This is a genomic window from Shewanella kaireitica (assembly GCF_023284045.1).
Taxonomy (GTDB): domain Bacteria; phylum Pseudomonadota; class Gammaproteobacteria; order Enterobacterales; family Shewanellaceae; genus Shewanella; species Shewanella kaireitica.
The window spans coordinates 56,965-80,831 of the sequence record NZ_JAKIKQ010000010.1; the positions used below are offsets into that span (position 1 = coordinate 56,965).

Annotated in this window: 21 protein-coding genes; 11 read left to right on the forward strand and 10 right to left on the reverse strand. The window is 42.9% G+C overall.

Annotation, left to right across the window (positions count from 1 at the left end):
* The first annotated feature begins 2 nt into the window (after positions 1 to 2).
* The 9 genes from hisD to L2730_RS13325 all read left to right on the forward strand — a co-directional run bounded on the left by hisD (position 3) and on the right by L2730_RS13325 (position 8,895).
* Positions 3 to 1,319, forward strand: coding sequence for a histidinol dehydrogenase (gene hisD, locus L2730_RS13285; protein WP_248975034.1), 1,317 nt, complete (start codon positions 3 to 5; stop codon positions 1,317 to 1,319).
* Positions 1,319 to 2,377: a histidinol-phosphate transaminase gene (gene hisC, locus L2730_RS13290; RefSeq protein ID WP_248975110.1), complete on the forward strand. Its 1,059-nt coding sequence runs from the start codon at positions 1,319 to 1,321 to the stop codon at positions 2,375 to 2,377. The genes hisD and hisC overlap by 1 nt, the downstream gene beginning before the upstream one ends.
* A 75-nt stretch (positions 2,378 to 2,452) precedes the next feature.
* Positions 2,453 to 3,532: a bifunctional histidinol-phosphatase/imidazoleglycerol-phosphate dehydratase HisB gene (hisB, locus tag L2730_RS13295; RefSeq protein ID WP_248975035.1), complete on the forward strand. Its 1,080-nt coding sequence runs from the start codon at positions 2,453 to 2,455 to the stop codon at positions 3,530 to 3,532.
* Positions 3,529 to 4,239 carry an imidazole glycerol phosphate synthase subunit HisH gene (gene hisH / locus L2730_RS13300; protein WP_248975036.1) on the forward strand — a complete coding sequence of 237 codons (711 nt, stop codon included), beginning with the start codon at positions 3,529 to 3,531 and terminating at the stop codon, positions 4,237 to 4,239. The genes hisB and hisH overlap by 4 nt, the downstream gene beginning before the upstream one ends.
* Positions 4,240 to 4,241: 2 nt before the next feature.
* On the forward strand, positions 4,242 to 4,979 hold the full coding sequence (gene hisA / locus L2730_RS13305) for a 1-(5-phosphoribosyl)-5-[(5-phosphoribosylamino)methylideneamino]imidazole-4-carboxamide isomerase (RefSeq protein WP_248975037.1): 738 nt from the start codon (positions 4,242 to 4,244) through the stop codon (positions 4,977 to 4,979).
* Positions 4,961 to 5,734 carry an imidazole glycerol phosphate synthase subunit HisF gene (gene hisF, locus L2730_RS13310; RefSeq protein ID WP_248975038.1) on the forward strand — a complete coding sequence of 258 codons (774 nt, stop codon included), beginning with the start codon at positions 4,961 to 4,963 and terminating at the stop codon, positions 5,732 to 5,734. The genes hisA and hisF overlap by 19 nt, the downstream gene beginning before the upstream one ends.
* Before the next feature lie 39 nt (positions 5,735 to 5,773).
* A complete protein-coding gene (hisIE, locus tag L2730_RS13315; RefSeq protein WP_248975039.1) occupies positions 5,774 to 6,415 on the forward strand; it encodes a bifunctional phosphoribosyl-AMP cyclohydrolase/phosphoribosyl-ATP diphosphatase HisIE in 642 nt (213 codons plus the stop codon).
* A gap of 261 nt (positions 6,416 to 6,676) precedes the next feature.
* Positions 6,677 to 7,384, forward strand: a complete 708-nt coding sequence (locus L2730_RS13320; RefSeq protein ID WP_248975040.1) for a substrate-binding periplasmic protein — start codon at positions 6,677 to 6,679, stop codon at positions 7,382 to 7,384.
* Between the two features lie 407 nt (positions 7,385 to 7,791).
* On the forward strand, positions 7,792 to 8,895 hold the full coding sequence (locus L2730_RS13325) for a phosphoribosylaminoimidazolesuccinocarboxamide synthase (protein WP_248975041.1): 1,104 nt from the start codon (positions 7,792 to 7,794) through the stop codon (positions 8,893 to 8,895).
* Between the two features lie 79 nt (positions 8,896 to 8,974).
* Here L2730_RS13325 and lpxM read toward each other — a convergent pair whose 3' ends face one another.
* From lpxM to pheS, 4 genes are all read right to left on the reverse strand, one after another.
* Positions 8,975 to 9,913 (reverse strand): lauroyl-Kdo(2)-lipid IV(A) myristoyltransferase, encoded by a 939-nt coding sequence (gene lpxM, locus L2730_RS13330; protein WP_248975042.1) that lies wholly within the window; start codon positions 9,911 to 9,913, stop codon positions 8,975 to 8,977.
* A 76-nt stretch (positions 9,914 to 9,989) separates the two neighbouring features.
* Entirely contained in the window at positions 9,990 to 10,286 is a 297-nt protein-coding gene (gene ihfA, locus L2730_RS13335) for an integration host factor subunit alpha (RefSeq protein ID WP_012142935.1), read from the reverse strand.
* Positions 10,287 to 10,290: 4 nt separating this feature from the next.
* The gene (gene pheT / locus L2730_RS13340; protein ID WP_248975043.1) at positions 10,291 to 12,678 is read right to left on the reverse strand and encodes a phenylalanine--tRNA ligase subunit beta; all 2,388 of its coding nucleotides are present in this window, start codon (positions 12,676 to 12,678) and stop codon (positions 10,291 to 10,293) included.
* Positions 12,679 to 12,693: 15 nt separating this feature from the next.
* The gene (gene pheS / locus L2730_RS13345; protein WP_044555921.1) at positions 12,694 to 13,677 is read right to left on the reverse strand and encodes a phenylalanine--tRNA ligase subunit alpha; all 984 of its coding nucleotides are present in this window, start codon (positions 13,675 to 13,677) and stop codon (positions 12,694 to 12,696) included.
* 430 nt (positions 13,678 to 14,107) lie between these two features.
* On the opposite strand from pheS, the gene L2730_RS13350 reads away from it, so the two are divergent.
* Both L2730_RS13350 and L2730_RS13355 read left to right on the forward strand, forming a co-directional pair.
* Positions 14,108 to 15,601 carry a methyl-accepting chemotaxis protein gene (locus L2730_RS13350; RefSeq protein ID WP_248975044.1) on the forward strand — a complete coding sequence of 498 codons (1,494 nt, stop codon included), beginning with the start codon at positions 14,108 to 14,110 and terminating at the stop codon, positions 15,599 to 15,601.
* 204 nt (positions 15,602 to 15,805) lie between these two features.
* On the forward strand, positions 15,806 to 18,406 hold the full coding sequence (locus tag L2730_RS13355; RefSeq protein WP_248975045.1) for a PDC sensor domain-containing protein: 2,601 nt from the start codon (positions 15,806 to 15,808) through the stop codon (positions 18,404 to 18,406).
* A 112-nt stretch (positions 18,407 to 18,518) separates the two neighbouring features.
* Here the strand turns inward: L2730_RS13355 and L2730_RS13360 are convergent, their stop codons facing one another.
* The 6 genes from L2730_RS13360 to L2730_RS13385 form a co-directional block, all read right to left on the reverse strand.
* Entirely contained in the window at positions 18,519 to 19,394 is an 876-nt protein-coding gene (locus L2730_RS13360; RefSeq protein WP_248975046.1) for a putative ATP-dependent zinc protease, read from the reverse strand.
* A gap of 630 nt (positions 19,395 to 20,024) precedes the next feature.
* Entirely contained in the window at positions 20,025 to 20,378 is a 354-nt protein-coding gene (locus tag L2730_RS13365; protein ID WP_044555923.1) for a DUF3802 family protein, read from the reverse strand.
* Between the two features lie 112 nt (positions 20,379 to 20,490).
* On the reverse strand, positions 20,491 to 21,066 hold the full coding sequence (locus tag L2730_RS13370; RefSeq protein WP_248975047.1) for a YceI family protein: 576 nt from the start codon (positions 21,064 to 21,066) through the stop codon (positions 20,491 to 20,493).
* Positions 21,067 to 21,269: 203 nt separating this feature from the next.
* Entirely contained in the window at positions 21,270 to 21,911 is a 642-nt protein-coding gene (gene pdxH / locus L2730_RS13375; protein WP_248975048.1) for a pyridoxamine 5'-phosphate oxidase, read from the reverse strand.
* A 55-nt stretch (positions 21,912 to 21,966) separates the two neighbouring features.
* The gene (gene speB, locus L2730_RS13380) at positions 21,967 to 22,896 is read right to left on the reverse strand and encodes an agmatinase (protein WP_248975049.1); all 930 of its coding nucleotides are present in this window, start codon (positions 22,894 to 22,896) and stop codon (positions 21,967 to 21,969) included.
* Positions 22,897 to 22,919: 23 nt separating this feature from the next.
* Positions 22,920 to 23,840: an S-adenosylmethionine decarboxylase proenzyme gene (locus L2730_RS13385; protein ID WP_248975050.1), complete on the reverse strand. Its 921-nt coding sequence runs from the start codon at positions 23,838 to 23,840 to the stop codon at positions 22,920 to 22,922.
* Between the last annotated feature and the right edge of the window lie 27 nt (positions 23,841 to 23,867).

Genomic DNA, 23,867 nt, shown 5'->3' on the forward strand with positions numbered 1-23,867 from the left:
TGATGGACATTCTCAATTGGCAAACGTTAACAGCAACAGCTAAACAAGACGCACTGGCAAGATCGCCGCTCATTGGCGACTCAAGCCTTGAGCAAACTGTTGCTAACATTATCGATGAGGTAGTGACTGATGGCGACGGTGCTTTGCGCAGTTTTGCCAAGCAGTTTGATGGCGTTAATATCGATAACCTTAAGCTGTCAAAAGCGCAAATAGCGCAAGCTTGCCAAGCAGTACCGGCAGAGTTAAAACAAGCGATAGCCCAAGCTCAAGCTAATATAGGTAGCTTTCACCAAGCGCAGGTATCTAGCCCTGTTGATGTTGAAACCCAGAAAGGTATTCGCTGTGAGCTAAGAAGTGAGCCAATTGAGAAAGTCGGCCTCTATATTCCTGGCGGCACCGCGCCGTTAATCTCGACGGTTTTAATGTTGGCATTACCCGCCAAAATCGCTGGTTGCAGCAAACGCATTTTAGTCAGTCCTCCACCAATCAATGATGCTATCGTCTATGCAGCAGATGCATGTGGCATTACTGAGATCTATCAAATTGGCGGTGCACAAGCAATTGCAGCCCTCGCCTTTGGCACCGAGTCGGTACCTCAAGTTGATAAAATATTCGGTCCAGGTAACCGCTTTGTGACTGAAGCTAAACGTGCAGTTAGCCAAGATAGCCGAGCAACGGTTAGTATCGATATGCCAGCAGGGCCTTCTGAGGTGTTAGTCATTGCTGATGCAAAAGCTAATGCCAGCTTTGTGGCAGCAGATCTGTTATCACAAGCCGAGCACGGACCTGACTCACAAGTGATGTTAGTGACAGACTCTATAGAAGTCGCCAATAAGGTGAATCAAGCATTAGAGCAGCAACTGTCTGAGCTTTCACGCGCTGAAGTTGCCACAACGGCACTAAGTTGTAGCCGTACCCTCCTGGTCAATGATATGACTGAGGCTGCACGGGTCTCTAACCTTTACGGGCCTGAACACTTGATAATCCAGACCGAGCAACCAAGGGCCGTATTAGCGAATATTCGAGCTGCGGGCTCAGTATTTCTAGGGGCTTATACGCCGGAGTCAGTTGGAGATTACGCCAGTGGAACTAACCACGTATTGCCGACATATGGCTACAGCAAAACGGTGTCAAGTTTGTCGCTAGCAGACTTTAGTCGCCGCTTTACCGTACAAGAGCTAACCGCTGACGGTCTCGCAACCATAGGCAGTGCAGTGATGACACTCGCCGCAGCAGAGCAACTTGATGCTCATAAAAATGCAGTAGCGCTGCGTCTTGAATCACTTAATATCGCTAACAGCGATGCTTCGGAGGCATGATGACCAAGGTAAATACTCTTGCACAACGCTTAGCTAGACCAGAGCTTTTAGATTTGGAAGTTTATCAGTCTGCAAGGCGTATTGGCGGCCAAGGTGATATTTGGATAAATGCTAATGAATCACCATTTAATAATACAAGTTTAGTGGGCGTAAATCGCTACCCAGAATGCCAGCCCCCCGCATTAATCGATGCTTACAGCCGCTATAGCAAGGTACCAAATAACTGTATTTTGACCGGTCGCGGCGCAGATGAAGCGATTGAGATCCTCATTCGTACATTCTGCAGTCCAGGTATCGATGCCATCACTACTTTTGGCCCAACCTATGGCATGTATGCCATTAGTGCCAAAACAGCCAATGTTGCAGTCAATGCTTTACAACTGACGGATGATTTTCAACTACCGACGGATTATACGACGCAGATTGATAAAGGCTTAAGCAGCAAGATTGTGTTCATCTGCAATCCGAATAACCCAACAGGTAGTGTGATTGCAAGAGATGAATTAATTAAAGCCATCGATAGTAATCCCCAGCAGCTAGTGGTAATCGATGAAGCGTATATCGAATTCAGCCCTGAGTATTCTGTGGCTGATTTAGTCGCAAGTAAAAGCAATTTGGTGGTGCTGCGTACCCTGTCAAAAGCATTTGCTCTGGCTGGTGCTCGCTGCGGTTTTTTGTTGGCAAATCCCGACATTATCGATATGTGCATGCGCGTAATCGCCCCCTACCCTGTACCACTGCCTGTGAGTGAACTAGCAGTGCAAGCGCTAAGTCCCAATGGCTTAACAACCATGCAAACTCAGGTCGATGAAATGAAGCTGCAAGGTCAACGACTAGCGCAAGCATTGCAAGCCTTTGGCGCCAAAGTAGTAAAAGCGCACGGTAACTACGTTTTGGCGGAGTTTACAAACAAACAGGCTGTTCAACAAAAGCTAACTCAAGAAGGCGTAATTGCCCGCAGTTATAACGACAAACGCTTAGCAAACTGTATTCGTTTTAGCTTTTCCAATCAGGCGCAAACCGACTACTTGATTAACCTTTTTTCGGCGCCGAATTAATAAGAATAATCATGACTTGGCGAGATAGTTAAAGCTGAGTCTAAAAAATTAAAAAATCTGAAAGGTATTACTGCTATGAAACAGAAAATTCTCTTTATTGACCGTGACGGCACCATTATCGAAGAGCCAGTGACCGATAAACAGGTTGATACGCTAGCTAAATTGGTATTTGAGCCCAATGTCATTCCAGCACTATTAAAACTGCAAGCCGCGGGTTACCGTTTGGTGATGGTCAGTAACCAAGACGGACTAGGCACCCCCTCTTTCCCGAAGGATGATTTTGATGCACCACAAGATATGATGATGCAAATATTGAGTAGCCAAGGGGTTAAATTTGACGATGTCCTTATCTGTCCTCACTTTGATGACGAGAACTGCAGTTGCCGTAAACCAAAGCTGGGATTGGTAAAAGAATACCTGACTACTGGACGCATCGATTTCACCCAATCAGCGGTTATCGGCGACCGTGAAACTGATATGGGACTTGCTGACTCAATGGGCATTCAAGGGCTGCAATACAACCCACAAAGCCTGACTTGGAACGACATAGCTGAAAAACTGCTCAGCAAGAACCGTGTCGCTACCGTCGTACGCACCACTAAAGAGACCGACATTAAAGTCACCATCGACCTCGACTCTGGCGTTAAAGGTTCAATCAATACTGGTATTGGCTTTTTTGATCACATGCTAGAGCAAATATCGACCCACGGTAATTTTAAGATGGACGTTAACGTGGATGGTGATTTAGAGATTGATGACCACCACAGCGTTGAAGATACCGCGCTTGCTATAGGTGATGCACTGCGTCAAGCATTAGGCGATAAACGCGGGATTGCGCGCTTTGGCAATGCTTTTGAGCAAGCTATTCCAATGGATGAAGCCAGCGCCGAGTGCTTACTCGACTTATCAGGGCGACCATTTATTAAGTTTTCCGCCGAATTTGAGCGCGAAATGGTAGGTGCTATGGCCACCGAAATGGTGCCACACTTCTTCCGTTCATTTTCAGATGGGCTTCGCTGTACTTTGCACCTTAAAACCTTAGGCGATAACGATCACCATAAAGTAGAGAGCTTATTTAAGGTGCTTGGCCGTACGCTACGTCAAGCGGTCGCCATTGAAGGTGATGCATTGCCATCGAGTAAAGGTGTGCTATGAGCCCGCTAGAGAGTAATAAGTTAACAAGCGATGCCTCTATCGAAGGCACAACGGTGATTATCGATACTGGTTGTGCCAACCTAAGTTCAGTTCGCTACGCATTTGAGCGCTTAATGTCTGCTGATGAGCGTAAAAAACTCAGTGTTACCGATGACATTGCAGCAATTAAGGCTGCCACTCGCGTGGTGTTGCCCGGTGTTGGCACAGCAGGTGCGGCAATGGCATCGCTGCGAAACAAGCAATTAGTTGAAGTGATTAAATCACTTTCACAACCGGTGCTAGGTGTCTGTTTAGGCATGCAAATGTTAACGCGCTTATCTAATGAGCGCGGCGCGACAACAGAAGATTGTCAGTGTCTTGGGCTGATCCCAACTGATATCGAAGAGCTAGATAGCAAAGGTTTACCCTTGCCACATATGGGCTGGAATCAAATAACCCCATCTGAACATCCAATTTTTGACGGGATCAGCGAAGGCGATTATGTGTATTTTGTCCATAGCTATCGAGCGCCAATAGGTGAATTTACTATCGCCTGTGCAGAACATGGTGAGCAATTTAGTGCAGCGATAGCCAAAGATAACTTTATCGGCTTGCAGTTTCACCCAGAAAAAAGTGCAACGGTAGGCGCAAGAATGCTGAAGAATTTCCTCAACATGTCGACAGATACTTTTTTTCAAAACAACAATTCAAACCAGTGTGAGGCGTAAAGATGATCATACCTGCAATTGATCTTATAGAAGGTCAAGTCGTTCGTCTTTATCAAGGCGACTACAATCAAAAAACAACGTTTGATTTAAGCCCATTAGCGCAGCTAAAAAGCTATCAGGAGCAAGGTGCAGACTTACTGCACATTGTCGATTTAACCGGCGCAAAAGATCCTATGAAACGCCAAACACAGCTTATTGCCAGCTTAGTACAAGGACTAGACACACCGATACAGGTAGGCGGTGGTGTGAGGACCGAAGCGCAGTTAAGTGAGTTACTGGAGATAGGTGTGAGCCGTGTAGTGATTGGCTCTCTCGCCGTCAAAGAGCCAGAGCTCGTCAAAAGTTGGTTTATAAAATATGGTAGCGACGCGATCTGTTTAGCACTCGATGTCAACATTAACGAAATAGGTGAAAAAATAGTAGCTGTATCAGGCTGGCAGTCTGGTGGTGGTAAAACACTGGAATCCTTAGTGGCTGAGTTTACAGAGGTCGGCCTAAAACACGCCCTAGTAACAGATATTAGCCGCGATGGTACTCTGAAAGGCGCCAACACCGAACTTTACCAAGAGATAAGCACTGCATACCCTGAGATTAACTGGCAAGCCTCCGGTGGTATTGCAACCCTTGCGGATGTCAATGCGGTCAAGGAGAGTGGCGCTAATGGCATAATTATAGGAAAAGCACTGCTTATTAATCAGTTTACCGTTGAGGAGGCGATTACATGTTGGCCAAACGCATAGTCCCCTGCCTCGATGTAAAAGAGGGTAAAGTGGTTAAAGGGGTGCAATTTCGTAACCACGAAATTGTCGGTGACATTGTGCCGCTAGCAGCGCGCTACGCCGATGAAGGCGCCGATGAACTGGTGTTCTATGACATCACCGCCAGTGCCCATGACCGTGTTATCGATAAATCATGGGTTAGTCGTGTCGCAGAGCGTATCGATATTCCGTTTTGCGTAGCAGGTGGCATTCGAACCATCGAGCAAGCCCGAGAGAAGCTGGCCTTTGGCGCTGATAAGATTTCGATTAATTCACCAGCTTTAACTGACCCAAGTTTAATTGAACGTTTACAAGACGAGTTCGGCCGCCAATGTATCGTTATCGGAATCGACTCTTACTACGATCACATTAGTGACAGTTATAAAGTAAAACAGTTTACTGGCGATGAAGCAGCCACAAAAGACACCCAATGGTTTACGCAAGATTGGGTAGAAGAGGTACAAAAGCGTGGCTGTGGTGAAATAGTACTCAATGTAATGAATCAAGACGGGGTGCGTCAAGGTTATGATATCGAACAGTTATCAATGATCCGCTCTCTATGTGACGTACCACTAATTGCTTCCGGCGGCGCGGGCACTATGGCACATTTTAAAGATGTCTTTGCCCTTGCTAAAGTCGATGCTGCACTTGCTGCCAGTGTGTTCCACAAAGGCATTATCGATATCCAAGCGTTAAAGCGTTATCTACGTGACAATCAAATCGCTGTGCGCGTTTAAACTAGCGACACATAAATTAGTTCGAATTAAGGATGTAAAATGACATCGCTTTATCAAACAAATAAGCAAGACCGTGAATTGTTGAGTCAATTAGACTGGGCCAAAACAGACGGTTTAATACCCGCCGTGGTACAGAATCACTTAACCGGCAAAGTGCTGATGCTGGGCTATATGGATCAGGCAGCATTAGATAAGACCCTCACTACAGGACAGGTCACCTTTTTTAGCCGCAGTAAACAGCGCTTATGGACTAAAGGCGAAACTTCGGGCAACACGCTTGACCTAGTTGCGCTGGACATGGATTGTGACAACGACAGTTTATTAGTTCAGGTGCTACCTAATGGTCCAACTTGCCATAAAGGCACGCAGAGTTGCTGGACGGACGGTAAAGCCCATAGCTTCATCGATAACCTCAGTGCATTGATCACTTCTCGCAAGGGGCAAGACCCGAAATCTAGCTACACTGCTTACTTGTTTGAGCGTGGCACTAAACGTATTGCGCAAAAAGTCGGTGAAGAGGGGCTTGAAACTGCGCTAGCAGCCGCAACAAATGACAAGCCTGAACTGATTGATGAAGCATCCGACCTCATATACCACTTACTGGTGTTGCTCGAAGATCAGGAGCTTTCACTTGAAGATGTTACTGCCAACCTAATGAAGCGACATAACGCAGCTCAGTAAACATGCGAGTAAACTCCTGGTTAACTATACCTTTAGTGATCCTCATCATTGTTATAGTTAGCCAGAGTAACGATTTAAGTGATAACCTCAACAATGGAACAATCAATATGAGCGTTAATCATTTTCCCCGCTATTACAGTTACATACCACGGGAAAATCATTATACTCTAAGTAGTTCCAGTCCTAATTCAGTTGGTGAGTATTATCAAACATTTGCTGTTCACTACATTAATAACATATGCACTCACAGTTCAGACTGCAGTGGCTGATAAACTAAACTATTTAATCATCGCCAACCAAGCTGAGCCTTTTCAAATTAATAATCATGCTGCTCAGACTGGCGTAATCACCGATATCATCGCTAGCCTCGCACAAAAAAAACCGTTAGAAATCTCCCCACAAGTCATGCCTTTCAAACGGTACCTTTATGAAATTGAAAAACAAACTTATCTAAACTGGATAAGCTATGGTTCGCCAACATGGCGTTCTGCCGACGGTAATTGGACACAGAATAAACGCCTTTCCAATCAATCATTGTTCAGTGCTAAACATATAATGACCACCTTGAAAGACAACGATCAAATAACAGGGTTTAACAATGCTTTATTAGGTAAAACGGTCATTTTACTTAAAGGTTTTAAATACTCAGGTTTAGAAGCAATGATCGAGCAATACCAAATGAAAGTACTTGAGTCAAATAGTCATAAGAGCGCGTTGCTAGCACTGAAAAACTCGAGAGGGGACCTGTTTATCGAAATGAAGAGCCGAGTACTATATAGCCTTAAACAACAACAGATAGACCCAACCTTATTCAAGTTTACCAGTATCAGCGATACTATCGCGCCCATTGGCATTCATTTTAGTTATGGAGACGGGGTAGCAAACGAGCTAATAGAGTGGATCGATATGCAGATCTTAATGATGAAAGCCAATGGCGAGATCGATGACATTTTAAATCGTTATCAGTAAAACATGGCTAGGGGCTGTTGATCTTTTACGGTTGTTTTTGCCGCAGTTTATTGACTATTTTGACAAAGCAGAGGCTATGTCGTTTAGTCTTTCTCCACAAAGAACCTACAACACAGTAAAAATAGCCAATAAACCCGGCCTTTCGGGTAAGTTTCAATGCTTTTATTCTTTTATGACTAGATTTCGTTACGAGCTTTTCCTAAAACAATTATTCCTTACGGTACATAATCGAACAAAAACTAAGCTCGAAAGATCAACAACCCCTAAACTAGGCTGCTGATTTTCTTTTATTAAGAACACTGTATTTATCTAGGCTAAAACAGCTATGACGATAGTGTTGCCAAATCTAACTTCTGATACAATTTGCGCCACTAAAATTAAGCTTCTCAATAATAAAAGTGTGCCCTATGAATCTTGCAGATAAAGTTTTAGTCGTAAATGACAACCTTCCCATTCGTACCGACAAACCAGTTCATTCTGGTAAAGTTCGCAGTGTTTACTGGTTAACCCCCGAAGACAGTGCTCGCTTAATCAAAGACAAAGGCTATGACGTTCCCGCTGACGCACCATTAGCAATAATGGTTATCAGTGATCGTATCTCAGCGTTTGACTGTGTGTGGCAAGGTGAGAACGGTTTAAATGGTGTTCCTGGCAAAGGAACAGCACTTAACGCAATCTCTAATCACTGGTTTAAACTATTCAAAGAAAAAGGCTTAGCTGATAGCCATATTTTGGACATACCACATCCTTTGGTATGGATAGTGCAAAAAGCCCGCCCAGTGATGATTGAAGCGATTGCTCGTCAGTATATAACTGGCTCTATGTGGCGCTCATACACTAAAGGTGAACGTGAATTCTGTGGTATCACCATTCCTGAAGGCCTGGAAAAAGATCAAAAGCTCCCTGAGCTACTTATTACTCCTTCAACTAAGGGTGTGCTAACGGGTCTTGAAGGTGTACCAGAAGCTGATGATGTCAACGTATCGCGCAGCGACATTGAACGTCATGTCGATGGCTTTAATTTCAGCAGTCTTAGCGATATTGATCTTTACGAGAAGCTTCTAAAAGAAGGCTTTGATGTGATTAGCGATGCATTAGCAGAGCATGACCAGATTTTTGTCGATACCAAATTTGAATTTGGCTATGTTAATGATGCTGCCGGTAAAGAAAAACTCATCTATATGGATGAAGTCGGCACCCCTGATAGCTCTCGTATATGGGATGGAAGTTCTCATCGCGACGGTAAAATCATTGAGCAATCAAAAGAAGGTTTCAGACAGTGGTTACTGAATCACTTCCCAGATGCGGATATCTTACTCAATAAGAACCGTATGGAGGAACGCTTTGCTTTAGCAAAAGACAATAAGCTCCCTGAATCAGTGATGATGGACATCTCTAACACTTATGTGGGCATTGCTGAAAAAGTGATTGGCGAAAAGCTACACATTAGCGAGAACCCTAAGCAAGAGATCATCGATATTTTACGCAGTGAATATCAACTGATCGTTTAAGATGACCCATTGCTAGTAAAAAGCCGCAATGAATATTGCGGCTTTTTTAGTTTAGCTGATCCAGTCTCTCTGCAGCTCTCTATTTATAGATTGACGCTTCGCCCTCTGGACGCGTCTTCAATACTCTAAGAAACCACATATACTGCTCAGGATAAGCCAAAATAACCTGCTCTACAGCCTTGTTCAGAGCGATCGCTTCATTTTCTTTACCCTGCATATCTTCAGGGGCAATAGCAGGCATTACTGTTAGCTGATATTGACGCTTCACTTGGTCATAACCGATTTTGACAGGCATCACTTGCGCATTGCCAGCTTGGGCAAGTCGGCCTACCACAGGCAGTGTCGCTTTGGTCGTGCCTAGAAAGGGGGCAAAAACACTTTTATCCGGCCCTAAATCTTCATCGGGTAGATAGAAAAAACTATTGTCTTGCTTAAGTTCCGCCAGCAAAGCTCTAATCCCCGCTTCGCGCATATAGATATTGCCACCTTGGGAGCTGCGCATACGGTTATTAAACCAATTAAACAGGTTATTTTTGTGCGCTTTTGCCATTGATACCATTGGCAGATCTAAGTTTAATCGTAGACCAGCATATTCTATTCCCCAAACATGGGGCATGATAAATATCACCGGCTGACCTGCTGCTCTGGCCTGCTCAACATGCTCAAATCCTGCAAGATGCACTCTGTTACGAATGTTCTGTCTCGACTTCACTAGCAGCTCAGATTGCGCCAGTAAAATCATCACAAAATTTTCAACGTTGTCGCGGATCAAAGCCTCTATGTCGGCATTCGATTTGTCAGGGAAGCACGTAGTTAGGTTAGCTCTAGCAACAGCGATAGGTTTAGCGGCAATCTTAAGCACTAGTTTTGATAACTGGCGAGCAATAGGATCCCTAAGCCAAGCCGGCATAAGACCAAACAGCACCAATATTAAAATAGCAAACCATGTCAGCCAATATTTAGGATGTAATAACGATAGCGTAAAGCGACGGTCAAAATACTTCGGTTTTCTAGACAAGCGCAACCTCTTTAGCAGATGAATAACAGAAAAAGCCACTCTATTGAGTGGCCTCTTCATCACGATGCTAGTGCAATTACTTCTTTGCGTTAGCTTCTTCGACGCGACTTTTCAGCTTCTGTCCTGGACGAAATGTCACAACACGTCTCGCTGAAATAGGGATATCTTCTCCCGTCTTTGGGTTCCTTCCCGGTCTTTGATTCTTATCTCTCAGGTCAAAGTTGCCAAAGCCAGATAGCTTGACCTGCTCACCACTTTCAAGAGCTTGACGAATTTCTTCGAAAAACGTCTCTACCATCTCTTTCGCTACTCTCTTATTGATACCTAGCGTTTCAAAAAGATGTTCTGCCATTTCGGCTTTGGTAAGTGCCATACTTTTAGTCCCTCAACGATGCGTTGAACTCGTCTTTCAGAGCAGAAACCACTACATCAACCATCTCGGCGATCTCTTTCTCTTCAAGTGTACGAGCGTTGTCTTGTAATAAGAGTGCGATAGCAAGGCTCTTTTTGCCTTCCTCTACACCTTTACCTTGGTATACGTCGAACAAGTTTATGCCAACCAACTGATTTTCGCCAACTTTTCTTATCAATTTTACAACATCATCGGCAGCAACAGCTTCATCAACTACGATGGCAATGTCACGACGGTTAGCTGGAAACTTAGATACAGTCTGGGCTTGCGGTAATTCAGCACGTAACAAAGCGTCTAATTCAAGCTCAAAAATAATTGTTTTGCCATTGAGGCCAAATGGCTTCTCAAGGCTCGGATGTACCGTACCTATGATACCAATTACACGATCATTTCTTAATATTTCAGCACATTGCCCCGGATGAAGCGCTGGGTGAGATGCTGCTCTAAAGCTAAATTCGTTGTCTGCGACGGTTAATCCTATGACCGCTTCGAGATCACCTTTCAGATCGAAGAAATCAACAGTATTTGACTCCATTGACCAGTGCTCATCGTTCTGGTTACCGGCAATAACCGCTGCCAACATTGGCTCTTGAGCAACACCTGAGTCTGCAGATTCGTTTGGCACAAAACGCAGCCCTGTTTCAAACAATCTAACCCGGTTTTGCTGACGACTTTGGTTGTACCCTACAGCCGATAATAAACCGGTAAACATAGACAAACGCATTGCTGACATCTCAACCGAAATTGGATTAGGCAAGATCATCGCTTCTGCGTTTGGATGAATTAGGTTTTGCTGCTTAGGATCAACAAAGCTATAAGTTACCGCTTCTTGGAATCCACGCGCTACTAACATGCTACGAACACGCTTGAGACTAATATCAGACTCATTGTGATCAGACATGCTTAGCTGAGCTACTGGCGCAATATTGGGAATGTTGTTATAACCGTAAATACGGGCAACTTCTTCAATTAGGTCTTCTTCAATTGCCATATCAAAGCGATAAGTCGCAGTTGTAACACTCCACTGCCCTTCACTCACTTCAACTGCAAAACCAAGACGCTCTAGAATTTCAGTGACATCATTATCTTCGATATGATGACCTAAAGTACGATCTAACTTACTGCGACGTAATACAATTTGTACTGCTTTTGGTAGATTGTCTTCAGACTTAGCTTCAACAACAGGCCCCGCTTCACCACCACAGATATCAAGCACAAGGCGACTCGCGCGATCCATCACTTTATGTTGCAGTTCTGGATCAACGCCACGCTCGAAACGATGTGAAGCATCGGTATGCAGACCAATTTTTCGAGCTTTACCCAAAATAGCCAGTGGTGCGAAGAACGCACACTCAAGCATGATATCAGTCGTTTCAGTGGTCACGCCTGAATGCTCGCCACCAAATACGCCTGCTAGCGCCAGCGGTTTAACGTTGTCAGCGATGATCAACATACCTTCAGGGATAGTGATTTCATTGCCATCAAGCAATGTTAGCTTCTCTTCACCATTAGGTTTGCGAACCTGAATACCACCTTCCAATTTCGCATTATCAAATGCGTGCATTGGCTGACCAAATTCAATCAATACATAGTTGGTAATATCAACAATCGGGTCGATTGAACGAATACCACTACGACGCAATTTCTCTTGCATCCAAAGTGGTGTTGCCGCTTTTACGTCTACATTCTTAATTACACGACCCAGGTATCGTCCGCATTCTTGTTCTGCTTGTAGCTCAATACTGACTTCATCACTGATAGTGGCAGTAACAGCTTCCCATGAAGGCTCTGTAACTGCTTGGCGATTCAAGACACCCACTTCACGAGCAAGACCCGCCATACCAAGACAATCGGCACGGTTAGCAGTCAAGTCAACATCAATGACAGCATCATCAAGGTCAAGATATTCACGCACATCTAGGCCAATTGGTGCATCAGTCGGAAGCTCGATAATACCATCGCTTTCAATGTCGATACCGAGTTCACCGTATGAACAAAGCATACCGAATGATGGTTGACCACGCAGCTTAGCTTTCTTTATTTTAAAATCACCTGGTAGCACTGCGCCAACCATAGCAACTGCAACTTTAAGGCCTAGACGGCAGTTTGGTGCACCACAAACAATGTCGATTAGCTCATCGCCACCCACATTAATTTTTGTCACGCGCAGTTTGTCAGCATCTGGGTGCTGACCGCACTCAACAACTTCACCAACAATCACACCGCTAAAGTCTGCTGCAACGCCATCAATGCCGTCTACTTCCAAACCAGCCATAGTAATTTGGTGTGCTAATTCTTCACGGTTAACACTTGGGTTAACCCACTCACGAAGCCAAGATTCGCTAAATTTCATGCTATACAGCTCCGTTTATTTAAATTGCTTAAGGAAGCGAAGATCATTTTCAAAGAAAGAACGTAAATCGTTAACGCCATAACGCAACATAGATAGACGTTCAACACCCATACCGAATGCAAAACCAGAGTACTTTTCAGGGTCGATACCCACGCTACGCAGCACATTTGGGTGAACCATGCCGCAACCTAGTACTTCTAACCACTTGCCATTTTTACCCATTACGTCAACTTCAGCTGAAGGCTCAGTGAATGGGAAGTATGATGGGCGGAAGCGAACCTCAAGGTCCTCTTCAAAGAAGTTGCGCAAGAAGTCATGCAATATGCCTTTAAGCTCTGCAAAGTTAACATTTTCTGCAACAAGCAAGCCTTCGACTTGGTGGAACATTGGCGTATGTGTTTGGTCGTAGTCATTACGGTAAACACGGCCCGGAGAGATGATACGTAGTGGAGGCTTTTCATGCTCCATGGTACGAATTTGTACACCCGAGGTTTGGGTACGCAGCATCACTTTCGGGTTGAAGTAGAAAGTGTCATGATCAGCACGGGCTGGATGATGTTCTGAGATGTTTAACGCATCGAAGTTATGAAAGTCATCTTCAATTTCAGGGCCATCTTTAACGGTAAAGCCTAGCTCACCAAAGAAACTCTCAATACGTTCGATTGTACGAGTCACTGGGTGCAATCCACCATTTTCGATACGACGCCCAGGTAGGCTCACGTCGATGCTCTCAGCTTTCAACTGCGCTTCAAGTTCTGCCGCTTTCAATCCATCGATGCGTATAGATAGCTGCTGTTGAACCGCTTGTTTAGCTTGGTTTACAGCTTGGCCAAAGGCCGGCTTCTCTTCAGGAGGCAGTTTCCCCATCATCTTCATCATGTCGGTAATTTTACCTTTTTTACCAAGGTAATCGACACGGAGGTCATCAAGCGCTTTCAAATCTGTAGCGTCTTTGATGGCGGCTAAGGCCTGTTCTACGATCTCTGTTAACTGTGACATCATCTCTTCCAGTGCATGTAGGACAAACCTACGAGTCTTCGGGCTTACATATTTTCTTAGGCGAAAATAGAAAAAGACACAAATTTTACGTGAGCAAACCCCATTTGACTAGGGTTAATTGCACCTTTTTACAAGCTAACTGCTTATTTTGTTTAGTCCTTGTTCAAGAACAATACACTCAACCATTCTCTACCTGCAAAATATGTATCTTGATACGTTAAATATTAAATGGTTATTCATCTATATGATATGTACTATCCCGCTAATCGGTAAAATACTTCAAACTAAGCTACATAAGGGTTTCAAGTACTTAACCGACATTACGAACAAAAAAAACACAAACAGATATAAATCTGTAACTAATTGGTTAAGAAAAATGATTTTTTACCGATAAATAATAGGGTCGCAGTTCTAGGGTTGAGAGATAATTATGAAAGAAGTTAAATTTCGCTGGGTTGATAAATACCTTATCCATATGACGCTAAAGTCAAAATTTGCTGTGATGGCAATAATTCCCATATTAACCTTAATAGGGTTAACACTGGTATTAACCAATCATTTCGATAAAAACTTGCAGCAATCACAGCTCATTCAAGCTGAGCAATATAATCAAAAAATGAATGAGACGCTGGCGACTGCCTATCGTTTCATTGCCGATGAGCAGAAACAAGAATTCATCAACTCGCTAAATGGTGATGTCACCCTCTATGAAGAAAATAGCGCCAGTCGAGATATCCAAAGCTCTGCTATTGCCGGCGGCGAGTCCTATCTTCAAGTAGATCGCATTGAGAGTGTTAGCCGAAGTCAAAATGGCTTGATCACCGTTTCTAATATTCAAATGAAATCAGAAAGTAGTAACGAATACTTTGTCTACGGCACATTACTCGCACTGATAATGGTCATTTTTATCACTAGTTACTATATTTCAAGCTTTGTCGGTGGTGCGCTTTACACCAATGTAATGGCTTTAAAGAAAGCAGCAGAAGGCGATCTCACTGGTCGACTAAACTTTTTTGAGGTTAAAGATGAATTTAGTATTTTGGCTATTAGCATCGATACCTTGGTTGATAGACAACATAAACTCGTCACCCAAATGACCAATGCTAATGAGCAAATTCGTAATGTAGTTCAATCATTTAGAGATACAGCTCAAGAAGGCCAATCTCTAGCGATGAACCAAAGACAGCATCTAGACTCATTAGCGACCGCTATGGAAGAGATGACGGCTGCAGTAAAAGAGGTTGCTCGCAATGCTGAGCAGTCCTCTACAGAAACTCAAGAAGCCAACAATCAAGTTGACGCTGGCTCTCGAGACATTGCTGTAACAGTAGATGCAATTGGCGGTTTGAGTAATGAGATTGCTGACGCCTCAGATGCGGTCAATAACCTCAATGAGAATGCTGCAAAAATTGACGAAGTCGTCACCACCATTAATGCCATTTCTGAGCAAACTAACTTGCTTGCGCTTAACGCTGCTATCGAAGCTGCAAGAGCCGGCGAACAAGGCCGCGGGTTCGCTGTCGTCGCAGATGAAGTCAGAACCCTTGCAGGACGAACACAAGCTGCTACCGTTGAAATCAAATCAATGATTGAAGCGCTCCAAGCAGGATCAAGAAATCTTAAGCACGTGATGAGCCGCACTGTTGAAAAGGCTGAGGAAGGTAAAAAGCATGTACTCGACACGGGTAACGATCTTAAAGGCATTGCCCATCATAGTGCAAAGGTCTACGAGATGAGTGTACTGATTGCGACTTCTGCAGATGAACAATCTGCAGTCGCTAATGAAATCGCCACTAATCTCATGGAGATCCGTAATCAATCTCATGATGTCGAACAGTCAGCCAATCAATCGGTTTCTGGTTGTGACGAACTGCATGCAACTGCTGAGCAATTAGATACTTTACTATTAGGCCTGAAAATATAATATTCTAGCTACGCACTTTACAAAGGGTAGCACTTAAGTGCTACCCTTTTTTATGTCAGTACCTTAATTGTTACAATGCCAGTAGCGTATTGTTTTACAAAAATTTAACTAGGCTTGTATACTTAAGCTATCGTTTCAATTTTATCCTTAAACAGTATGGATGCTAATTAGGGCAGCTACTCACTATTCGAGCATAACTTTAGCATGATGAAAGGCAAGAACCGTCCACCAAAGCTGACCGACTGGCGCAAAAGTTTACCGATGAAATTCATGTTCATCCAACTTGCTGTGGCCACAATCATCATTCTAACGAGTGTTTGGTTTATTAAGTCTATCGAAATTAATCGACTAATAGACAACCAGCAAACTCTGAATGTAAATGTAGGCAAAGCGATCACCGCAAGCTTACAGCAAAAAACCAATAAAATTGAAAACCTTGCAGTATCCATTAGTTCCCTTGGAGAGTTGTATCAACACTCCCCCTCTCTTCTTAATGGAAGCATACCCGCGCTACTTGACCAGTTGGGGCAAGAAGAGGTTATTCTTGGTGGAGGAGTTTGGCCAGAACCTAAACTCACGAACAAAAAAGGTAGCCATTTTTGGGCTCGTAATGCCAGTGGTAAATTGCATAAAGTCAACGGCTATAATCAAGATGGTGTGCAAGGTTATTCCCAAGAGAGCTGGTATATTCCAACAAAATATTACCCTGCTGATACGAGTTATTGGTCTAAGTCCTATATAGACCCAATCACACAAGACCCAATGATCACCGCCTCTGTTCCTATGTGGTCGCATCATGAATTCATCGGTGTTGCTACGGTTGATGTAGCACTTGCTAGTATTAATGAGTTTTTTAGAACTGCCCTTTCAGGACAAAGAGGTTACGTTTTTGCACTTGATCAACAGAACCGAATGCTTTCCTACCCTGAACTTCCGCAAAACATTGCTGATGATGAAGCTAGAGGAGAGTTATTTAAGCCCTTCTCCGACTTTAGTCAGCAACATGCTGCCTTTGAACCGCTGCTACAAGTCATTGAAACAATCGATGCAGAGTTTATTAAACAAGCCAATATTGATAGTGCCTATACCCCAGAGCAACTTAGCAGTGTTACCGCTAATGTACCTTCGCAGGAGCGCGCAAAGCTGACTGCATTAATCAACCAGAATGCCAAAAGCAAATTAAAAGAGGTACAACTGCTTAGCAGCCTTGAATTGATAAGCGATCCACAATTTGAAGAACCAGTCATCGTCAGTGTCTTTTTGATGCCTGGAACCTACTGGAAAGTAATTTTGGTGACGCCACTGACGACAATAGAAAGCAGTGCAAAATCGATAGCCAGTACAGTGGGCCTTTATTTAGTGAGTATTCAAATAGCCGCGCTCATGCTGCTATTTATTATCCAAAATAAGCTATTTATCTCTCCGATAAGTCGAATGGTTAATGCGTTGAATAACAGCAATTCAGCAATGATTGAACTTGAGAGTAATAACAGAAAAGATGAGATTGGCATGTTAGCGAAAGCATTTAGCAGCCGCACACATCAGTTAGAGATCGCACTGGCCAGCTTAGATGCCACAAATCTAGCATTAGAAAAACAGTTAGAAGTACAACAAATTGCCCAAGCTGATTTAAGGGAGAGTAAGGAGCACCTTAATCTTATTCTTAATTCTGCACATAACCTTATTTTCATCAAAAGCATATCCGGTGAACTTACACTCGTTAACGACCAGTTCTGCAAAACTGTTGCCTTGGAACGTGAAAATATAATCGGTGTAAGAGATCATTTGGTACTGGCCAGAGACGTTGCCAAAGTAAATAGCGACAACGACCGAATCGTAATAGACAGAAAACAGGAACTTAGTTATGAGCAAACATTTCCAAGTGAAGGTAAATTGCATACATACTTAGTCACCAAATTCCCTATTTTGGATAACGAACAGCAAGTGGTATCAGTTGGCACCATTGCATTCGATATCAGCAAGACTAAGAGCTTAGAACTGAAGAAGAAAGCCCAGTTTGAGATCCTTAGACAAGAAAAATCAAAGAATATTCGATTCATTGAAAAGCTTGAAGAGACAAATAAGCGATTGGAGTTTGAGTCTTTACAGGCCAGAGTTCAAATCAACAAAGAGTATAACTACGAAAAGGTTAAATTAGATAATCAAGCTCTTTACCCCACACTAGTGGCCAATTTAGTGCGACCTATATTCAGACAACAGGATGAGCTTGCGGCCAAAGCTTATCGTCTATCGAATGGTAGCCTTAATGCCGCCGATTTTGGTGTAGAATTAACCGCACAAACTGAACGATTAAGACATCTAGAGTACCTACTATCAGCGCAAGATTACGGAGCAAAACCCATTGACCTAGTACAATTGTTAGAACATATTATTGCGCTTTTACGCCCAAAGTTTGTCGACTCAGATATCGACATCATGATCCAAAGTGACGACCGTCTTATTGTCGATGGGATCCATTGGCACTACTTGGTTCTGTTTTATAGAATTATCAACAACACCTTGACGGACGCTTTTGAACACCATCAAACGAATAAAAGCATAAAACTTATTTTGGCAAAACAGCAAAAGCAGTTGATCATAACCGTTTATGATAATGGTAAAGGGTTTACTACTAATCAGTTAGATATGTTGCAACAGCAGATAAACGAGAGTGAGATCAACGGTGCTATTACAACGTTGTCAGTGTGGTTACAAAGTGAGTTTAACGGTAAAGTTCAGATCAGAAGCTTACAACCTGAAGCGCAATATAAAACTCAGATAAGTTATTCTTTATCTCTTGTTTAGAGGCCTATACAGCTTTTGTCGCCGTTTTGAGCACGGTTGTCTAATGGCGTCAGTCACGAAGAAGGCACTCCTCATGAGTGCCTTTAGTGGCTATAAATGTATTTTCATTAGGCTACATTGATACATCGACAATATAGTGCCCTTGTAGCCAGTTGCGGCCAATTAGCAACTTATAAGTCATCTTGCTTCTATCTCGTAAATTAACTTTTACTTTATACTCTTTACCAGCCTCACCAATATTGAGTTCAACCATATAGCGGACCTCACTACCTTGGGCATTGCGTATAAGTGATGTTTCGACAATGCGAGACTTGACGACTTTAGACTCACCTTTCTCATTCTCTGTTGTAAAATGAATCACCTTGCCGACATTTTTCTCCATATCGGTGTCTTCATTGTCAATTTTAAAGTCCACTGCATGTAGTGAGTTTTCTACTGCACCAGTGTCTATGCGGGTCTTAAACATCATTCCGCTTTCAACAATGCTAATTGGAGCAACTGGGCCAATGTATTTTTTATCTGATACATCGACTACGTAACGCCCTTTTAGCCAGTTACGTCCAATCAACAACTTATAGTCCATATGACTTCTATCACGAAGGTTTACTCGTACCTTGCGCTCTTTGCCTTTAAAACCGACATCAAGGTCAACCATATAACGTGTCTCGGTGCCCTGAGAGTTACTGACAGTTGATGTTTTAACGATCTTGGCCTGCAAACGTTTAGTCTGACCTTGACCGTTTTCAGTGGTAAATGACAGCATTTTACCAATGTTATCTTTCATGTTTTGAGCACTGCCACCTTCAACTTTAAGATCAATTGCGTGCAAAGAAGTGTTAACCGCGCCCGTGTCTATCCTTGCGACATAGGGCAATTCAGCATGCCCGACATACATATCGGCAGTCGATCCAATAACCGCTTTATCATTAGCTTGTACTGATAATGAAGTCATCAGGGTCAACAGGCACCATCCCATTTTTTTTAGCATTACAATTCCTAAGTATAGTTACGTCAATATTTAGCTTGTTAGAGTTATCATAGCAAGAAACATCAGTCTTTGAAGCGACACTCTTTATTTTGAGAAATAAAACAGCCTAAACCGCTCTGGCTACTAGATTTTTACAGTAGAACAGTACGCGAATTAAACTTAGCAGTTCAACACTGACAGTTACCTGAACAGAGAATGATATCAATACCCGTTAAGTTGTTATTAATTTAGCGGGGATCAAAAGAAATGAAGGACATAAAGAGCAAATAATATAGCCGTACAAGCGCAGTGACCAGCATACCATCGTTTATGGTAGCTCTGCTTATAGAGATTGAGGTTTCGGAAAAACTGTACCCCTAACCATACAAGGATAAATGGCACAAAAGGCAATGAGATGACGAGCGGGAAAAAACCCCAGCCTAAGTCGAAAGCATTTTGACTAAACAAACGAAGGAAAAACCAAAAAACAAACAGGCAAATATAAGCCACTAAGTGTTGCTTGTTAATTGAGCTCTTAACGTTTGAAAACATCGAATTCCCCATATTCATTATTGAACACTAGGCCTTATTACTACCATCAACAAGAACCAATGGGGATAATTCTGTAACGAAATATAAAAACAACTTTTATCACGCCGCCATTAGCTTGGCGATCTCTTGATCAAACAAGTTTTTAATTAAACATGAAAACTCTGTAATAAACAGCGTTTGCTCAGCGGTAGCTTTATGATCAGCAATTCGTGCCAGGATCTCTTCAAGATCATACACAATTGAGTCAACCTCCCTGATAACTAAATTCCGTTGAGCAAAACTTAGCGAAGGATTCTGACCACAAACCATAATAATTTGAGCCGCGAGTTGTTCTTCAAATAGTTCCATCACCGTATCTTCTGATACAGCTTGTTGTTGCGAGTTTTCAAATATACCTAAATGCTCAGTTAAATACTGAACGAGGTGCATATACCCGTCTTTGTCGGTAACCATATCACATCCGAAATATGCAATTAGCATAAATGACAGAGCGGCTCAAAGGAGCCGCAAAATTCTTTGAATAAGAATATTATCTGAGTTTAAAGCTAAATGATATCGACTATCTCTATTTCTTAAGATTCAAAATGAATGAAACTGGCACTGCTTTACTAATTGCCGACAATCCAGCTATCTCACGTAGTTTTTCAACACCTTGCGTCAAGCCAAAACTGTCTGAGTTAACAATAACAGGCACTGCACTAGCAACTAATAGGTTGCTATCAGATAGCTTAGCAATACTCACCATAAAGGGAAGCTTCACTTTTTTTCCATGCAAGTCCACCAGCCCTTCTACTGTGGTTATAGTAGAATCTCCGACACTAAGACTAGCAAGCAGTTTAGTGTCAACTTGAGCCGTCAAAGTTAGCTTTGGAAACTTATCTACCTCAAACAATAGCGAGCCCATGCGCTCATCTCTTATCTCAATACTGGTATCAACACTCGCTAGCGATACCGTTAACTTAAATTCACCTTTTTCATTGAGCATGCCTGAAATGGTTTTAAAATGATGAACCTCGGCAATGTCGCCTTTTTTAATTGATACAAAATTTACCTTCGACTCATCATTGGCGACGTTCCAATCAGCGGCTGACGTTACAAACGATAACGGAATAAGCAATAATCCAGCAATGGCACTTTTCATGTGTAGCTCCCTCTAGAGAAAATAGTGATAGATATCAACGAGCAAAACAGCAATCAACGCTAATTTAGCACAAGCTACTATCCAGTAGCAGCAATATCTATTTCATATGACATGAAATTATTCTAGTACAAAGGTTAGGTTTGCCTAATTTAAAACAACAATGCCACTGTTTTAAAGTGGCATTGTTAACAAAACAAACGATTTCACGGCGCTAAGCGGCTTTTAATCCATTGCTCACCAGCTGACCTTTCATAGATAAATCGGTCATGCAATCGGTTCTCACCACCTTGCCAAAACTCGATACTTGTAGGCTTAACAAGGTACCCTCCCCAAAACTTTGGTAGTGGCACATCACCTTTAGCAAACTTCGCTTTCATCTCGGCAAATTTTGTCTCTAACGCCTTTCTAGCAGAGATAGGACTAGATTGCTTAGATACCCAAGCAGCTATCTGGCTATCTTTAGGTCGAGACATAAAATATTTCAGCACTTCAGTTTTTGACAAAGGCTCAGCGACACCGGTTATCGCAACTTGTTTCTCTAAAGTATGCCATGGGAACAACAAGCTAACTTGCGAATTAATGGCGATATGTTGAGCTTTTCGGCTTTCTAGGTTTGTAAAGAAAACAAAACCATCATCGCCAAACCTTTTGAGCAGCACAATGCGCTGAAAAGGTTGGCCATGCTCATCGACAGTAGCCACGGACATGGCAGTAGGATCTTTTATCTCTGAGTCTTTTACCACTTCAAGCCAAGAGTTAAAAAGCTCCATCGGATCATCAGGAACATTCTCACTATGCATCTCCCCTAAAGAGTACTCTCGCCTGATATCACTTAACTCTGACATTGACCAATCCTTAAATATTACCTGTAAAAAAGCTGTTCAGTTACTTGCGGTAAGTTTACTTAACTTTACCATTAGAATCAGCCCAAACATGCAATAACTCCAAGCCTAATGTTGCACCAGCTAAAGCAGTGATCTCTGCACTATCGTATGCAGGAGCCACTTCAACAACATCCATACCGACTATGTTCATGCCATTCAAGCCACGAATAATTTTCATCGCTTTATCGCTGGTTAACCCGCCACATACTGGGGTGCCTGTTCCTGGAGCAAAAGCAGGATCTAAGCAATCTATATCAAACGTGACATACAAAGGCATATCACCAACTCGCTCTTTAATCTGAGCAATTATTTGAGCAGCACTTTGTTCGTTGGCGGCTGCGGCATCAATGACTTGAAACAGATGATTGGATTGATCGTACTCAGTTCTTATCCCAACTTGTATTGAATTTTCAGCAGCAATAATGCCCTCTTTCGGCGCATGGTAAAACATTGTCCCGTGGTCATACTTACTACCTTGGCTATAAGTATCAGTGTGGGCATCAAAATGAAGCAACGCCATTTTACCGTGCTTCTTATAGTGAGCTCGTAGCAGTGGTAAGGTAACGAAATGATCACCACCAAAACTGAGCATCGCTTTGCCTGAATCGACGATTGCAGTCGCGAAGTCTTCAACTCGTTGGGTAAAATCAGCTGAGTCTCCACAGTCATAAACAAGATCGCCGGCATCAACAACTTTAATATGGTCACTCAGTTTAAACGGCCATGGCCAACGTAACTCTTCCCAAGCAAGGTTCACTGATGCTTGACGGATAGCGCCAGGCCCCATACGGCCACCGGAACGCCCGGTTGTAGCCATATCAAAAGGCAAACCTAACACGACTACATCAGCATCACTCTCTAACGGGCTAAAATTTAAAGGCAGCCTTAAGTAGCCAAATGCATTTGAGTAAAGCGAATAATCGGGTTTATCTGCGATAGTGGTCATAGAAGCTCCGTAAAAGGTCAAACTTAAATTACTGCAGCCGTTAGTTCTTCGCTAACAGGCTGAATATAATGTTTATAATTAAAAGAATTAGCCGCATTAAGCGCAAGTTCGCAACACGCCACTTCGATATGTACAGGGTAGCTGTCTGCCGATAATTGTTGATTGACGCTAATGATATCCCAGCTACAAGGGTTCAATATGTTTAACATACTGGCGAATATATTGAACGAGTATTGTTCAAAATTCAAGTTCGTTTCTATGCTGACATAGGCGCTATGTTCTTGTGGGGTAATATGCATAGTCAAGAATTGCCCACCATATAAACCGTTTATTGAATAACCACACGGTTCAAACAAGTGATCATCAAACACAAACTCCGGCAGCAACTGTGGTAACTGCAACAGCGCTAATATTTGCGCCTTAGTTTGATTCGGTTGCCTTAAGTAGTCTGCTATATCACCCTTTATATGGTACATCAGTAAGCTAGTGCTGCGACTTAGCGTATCGGCTTTCTCACTGCAGAAAAGATAATGATGATGACCATCTAAATGACCAACACGATACGCTGTGCCACTCAATCTCGTTCTTAACTGCTGACAATCATCTTCAAATCGGGTTGTCTGCAGGTGAGACAGAAATTCACTTTTTCGTTGGTAAGTAAACGAAGCGATGCTGTCGACGTTAACCTCGTCAATCAAGAACACAGCCGCCTCGACCAGATTCGTATTGCCACAGGTAATTAGCAGTATTTTGTTATCCCAAACGAAAAGGCTAGACTCACTCAACACATAAGCGTCACAGTCGTTATTCGATAAGACCGACAGAATGTCTGCGCCCGCAAGTGCCAAGCCTTGCTCCCAAAAGTCACGACTAAAACGGCGAAGCGAAGCGTTGCCTTGCTTGACTCGAAGTTCTATTTTCTTTTCTGAACCTTCAAAAAACATCTAACCACTCTGCTCAGGATAAAAAAT